Raw genomic sequence first — 3943 nt, 5'->3', positions numbered from 1 at the left:
GGCGCCGGCGGGGCCACCTCCCTCTACGTGAGCGAGATGGTCACCTCCCGGGCGCTGGTCGAGCGCACCCCGGTCTCGATGCGCCTCGTCGAGCACGACCCGGACGAGTCGCCCCGGTCCGTCCAGCTCTACGGCGTGGACCCGGCCACCGTCGGCGCAGCCGTGCGGATGCTGGTCGAGGAGGACCGCGCCGACCACGTCGACCTGAACTTCGGCTGCCCGGTGCCCAAGGTCACCCGCAAGGGCGGCGGCGCGGCGCTGCCGTGGAAGCTGGAGCTGTTCCGCAGCATCGTGGCCGCCGCCGTGCGCGAGGCCTCGCCGGCGCGAGTGCCGGTCACCGTCAAGATGCGCGTAGGCATCGACGACGGTCACCAGACCTTCCTCGAGGCCGGCCGCGTCGCCGAGGGGGAGGGCGCCGCAGCGGTGGCGTTGCACGCCCGTACCGCCGCGCAGGCCTACTCCGGCCAGGCGGACTGGCGGCGGATCGCCGAGCTGAAGCAGGCGGTCACCAGCATCCCGGTGCTGGGCAACGGCGACATCTGGTCGGCCGAGGACGCGGTGGCCATGGTGAGCCAGACCGGCTGCGACGGCGTGGTCGTCGGCCGCGGCTGCCTGGGACGGCCCTGGCTGTTCACCGACCTGGCCGCCGCGTTCGCCGGGTCCCGCGCCCGCGTCGAGCCCTCGCTGGCGGAGGTGGCGCAGGTGCTGCGCCGGCACGCCGAGTACCTCGCGGAGTTCCACGAGGACGAGGGCAAGGGCTGCCGCGACATCCGCAAGCACATCCCCTGGTACCTCAAGGGCTTCGCCGTGGGCGGCCGGCTGCGCCAGCAGCTCGGGCTGGTCGACAGCCTGGCGGCCCTCGATGACCTCATCGCCACCCTCGACCTAAGCCAGCCCTGGCCCCGGGAGGCCGCCGACGGCCAGCGCGGCCGCGCCGGCTCCCCACGGCAGGTGGCGCTCCCCGACGGGTGGCTGCGAAGCCGGGAGCTGGACGAGAGCCACCGCCGCGCCATCGCCGAGGCCGAGCTGTCCGTGTCGGGCGGCTGAGCCGGCCTCGCCGGCCGGTACCGTGGCGCGAATGGCGGACGACCAGCAGCACCCAGGAGAGCGCCGGGACGACCCGGCGCCGCGGCCGCGGGACGACGGTGATGACCAGCCGCCCCCGCCGGGGCGGGAGGAGTACCTGGACGACCTGCTGGACGAGGACGAGGACGTCGAGCGTCCGCGCGGCCTGGCCACCCCCGCGCGGGTGTGGGCGGCGCTCGCCGGCGCGTTCCTGCTCGGCGCTCTCGTCGCCGCGCTGGTCTCGCTGCTAGGAGGGCCGTCGGTCGACGACGGTGACCGGGTGGCCTTCACCGAGCTGGTCGGGATGGACAGCGCCGTCGAGGACACCGAGGTCGAGCTGCTGGAGGGTGACGACGGGCGCACGCTGCGGTTCTTCCCCGCCGAGATGCCGGACGTGGCCGACGGCTACGCCCAGGTGTGGCTCGTCGACAGCCAGGGCTCCCGGCAGGTCCCGGTCGGTGTGCTCGAGGAGGGCCGGACGGACGTCACGGTCCCGGCCACGCTGGAGCTGAGCGGCTACCCCGTCGTCGAGGTCAGCCTGGAGTCCTACGACGGGGACCCGAGCCACAGCGGCCGCACGCTCTGGCGGGGGGAGCTGACCACCCCAGCGAGCTAGCCGCGGGCGGGCCGGCGGCGCCGCGTGGCGGGGTGGCCCCGCTCACCCCCCCACAGCTGCGGACGGCCCTCCCGCTCCCGGTAGTCCAGCTCCCGGCCCAGGAAGTCGGCCAGTCGCTGCGCGGCGGCCTGGACCGACTCCCGGGCACTGGCCTGCAGCGACGTCGCGACCCGGGCTTCCACGGTGACCCGGCGGGCGCCGACGGTGCGCTTCCACAGCCCCACGTTGGTCCCGTCCTGGATGATCCAGGCCCAGAACGGGTCGGGTCGCTCGGCGTAGGGATGACCCGGGGCCGCAGGGAAGCTCAGCTGCCGGTAGCTGAGGACGGCCTCGTCGTAGACCGGCAGCAGGAACGTCGACGGCGCACCCGGGCGGGCCCGGGCCCGTGCGGCCGGGTCGAACCACAGCGTCGTGCCGTCGACCTCCACCCGCTCCAGGTCGTCGCCGGTCCCGGCCAGCGCGGCCCTGGTGTCGGTCACCGTCAGCGACGACCACCGGGCGAAGTCCTGCGCTGACGCCGGGCCGTGCCCCGCGAAGAACCGGCGCACCAGCCGGTCGAGTGCCTCCTCCCGGGCGAGCTCGGGGGCCGGGGGAACGACCTCCTCCACCAGCGCGTAGCTGTGGTGGGCGCCCCGCAGCGGCCCCGAGCAGACCAGCCCGCGCAGCTCGGCGAGCAGGAGCAGGTGCCCGAGCTGGGGGCCTGCTCTGGGTAGCCCGGGGTGGCGGGCGAACGCCTCGCCGATCTCGGTCCGGGTGCGGTAGCTGCGGCCGGAGAGCAGGTCGGTGAGGGCATCGAGCGCCCGGCCGACGTGCCGCGGGTCATCGAGCCCCAGCTGCCGGTGCCGGGCGGCCATCGACGCCTCGACGCGGGGGGAGGTGAGGGCCAGCATCCAGCGCAGGTCCTCGGGCCGCACGAAGTGCCACGTGGGGCGCAGGATGTGGGTGCGCAGGAAGCCGCCCTCGTTGTACTCGGCGGTCACGTCGGCGTGGGTGGCCCCGTGGGTGCGCAGCCCCAGCGAGAAGAAGGCGTGGTCGCGCTCCTGGCTCTGCACGCAGCCGAGCAGCGCCACCACGTCGGCGGCCGAGGGCAGCGGCGTGGCGGTGAGGCGCTGGGTGCTGAGCCGCTGCCGGAGGACGTCGCGGGCCCTCATCGGGTCACCGCCTCGAGGCCGGGGACGCCGTCACCGGCGCTCGGCTGCATCGACCGCGCCGCTCCCGGTCTCGACCGGGCGGTCCGGGTCGCTGACCCAGTCGCTCCAGCTGCCCAGGTACAGCGCCGGCGCCGGGCCCACGCCGGCGTGCTCGACCGCCAGCGCCAGGTGACAGGCCTGCACCCCGGAGCCGCAGTACAGCACCGGCGGCGCGGCACCGGCGGCACGGGGCCCGCCCACGCCGGCGGCGGCGAGCTGCTCCCGCAGCGCCTCCGGTGGCAGGAACCGGCCGTCCGGGTCCAGCAGGTCCAGCGCCGGCAGGCTCACCGCGCCCGGGATGTGCCCGGCGACCGGGTCGATCGGCTCACGCTCACCGCGGTACCGCTCCGCGGGGCGGGCGTCGAGCAGCAGCCGGCTACCGGTGGCACGCGCCACCTGGTCGCCGTCCAGCAGCTCCCGGTGGCCGGGACGCAGGACGACGTCACCGGGCAGCGGCGGCTGCGGCTCACCGCCGGCGACCGGGAGCCCGGCCTCGCGCCAGGCGGCCAGCCCCCCGTCCAGGACCCGGACGTCGGACTTGCCGAAGTAGCGCAGCAGCCACCAGGCGCGGGCCGCCCCGAGCGAGGGACCCGCGTCGTAGGTCACGACCGGGCGGTCCTGGCGCACCCCGGCCGCGCGGAGCGCCTGCTGCAGCCGCGCCGCGTCCGGCGTCGGATGCCGTCCACCCCGCCCGCCGGGTCCGGGCTCGCCGGACAGGGCGGTCTCCAGGTCCACGAAAGCAGCGCCGGGAAGGTGGGACTCGTGGTACTCGTCGCGGTTCTCCCGGGAGGACCGGCCCAGCTGCCACCGCACGTCGAGCAGCACCGGTTGCCGCTCCGCCGGCGCACCATCGAGGAGGGCAGCCAGCTCGCCCGCGCCGATCAGCGGGTGCACGCGTCAGTCCGCGTCCAGCGCCCGGCCGAACGCAGCGGCGAGCTCCTCGGCCTGGGCGTCGGTCAGCACGAACGGCGGCGAGACCTGCAGCGCCCCGGCGCCCACCGCGCGGGAGGAGACGCCCTCGGCGCGCAGCGCCCGCACCATGCCCGGTGCGGCGGCGGCGTCGGCCAGCTGC

Annotated in this window: 4 protein-coding genes; 2 read left to right on the top strand and 2 right to left on the bottom strand. The window is 76.3% G+C overall.

Going from position 1 to position 3943, the window contains the following annotated elements; translation table 11 throughout:
- Together dusB and GFJ45_RS15460 are read left to right on the top strand one after the other, a co-directional pair.
- The coding region (gene dusB, locus GFJ45_RS15465; RefSeq protein ID WP_153398828.1) for a tRNA dihydrouridine synthase DusB at nt 1-1047 on the top strand (1047 nt) is incomplete at its 5' end.
- A gap of 31 nt (nt 1048-1078) precedes the next feature.
- On the top strand, nt 1079-1681 hold the full coding sequence (locus tag GFJ45_RS15460) for an anti-sigma factor domain-containing protein (protein WP_153398825.1): 603 nt from the start codon (nt 1079-1081) through the stop codon (nt 1679-1681).
- On the opposite strand, the gene GFJ45_RS15455 is transcribed toward GFJ45_RS15460, so the two are convergent.
- Nucleotides 1678-2832 carry a winged helix DNA-binding domain-containing protein gene (locus GFJ45_RS15455; protein ID WP_153398822.1) on the bottom strand — a complete coding sequence of 385 codons (1155 nt, stop codon included), beginning with the start codon at nt 2830-2832 and terminating at the stop codon, nt 1678-1680. The genes GFJ45_RS15460 and GFJ45_RS15455 overlap by 4 nt on opposite strands.
- Before the next feature lie 30 nt (nt 2833-2862).
- Nucleotides 2863-3765, bottom strand: coding sequence for a sulfurtransferase (locus GFJ45_RS15450; protein ID WP_153398820.1), 903 nt, complete (start codon nt 3763-3765; stop codon nt 2863-2865).
- Nucleotides 3766-3943 lie beyond the last annotated feature (178 nt).

Source organism: Ornithinicoccus halotolerans (assembly GCF_009602535.1).
Classification (GTDB): domain Bacteria; phylum Actinomycetota; class Actinomycetes; order Actinomycetales; family Dermatophilaceae; genus Ornithinicoccus; species Ornithinicoccus halotolerans.
Note: the sequence above shows the minus strand (reverse complement) of the source record. Positions and strands in the feature narration are given on the sequence as shown.

What these genes read in the sequence shown, in the direction of transcription:
- GFJ45_RS15460 (WP_153398825.1), top strand. Translation starts at nt 1,079, where the DNA reads ATGGCGGACGACCAGCAGCACCCAGGAGAGCGCCGGGACGACCCGGCG.
- GFJ45_RS15455 (WP_153398822.1), bottom strand. Translation starts at nt 2,832, where the DNA reads ATGAGGGCCCGCGACGTCCTCCGGCAGCGGCTCAGCACCCAGCGCCTC.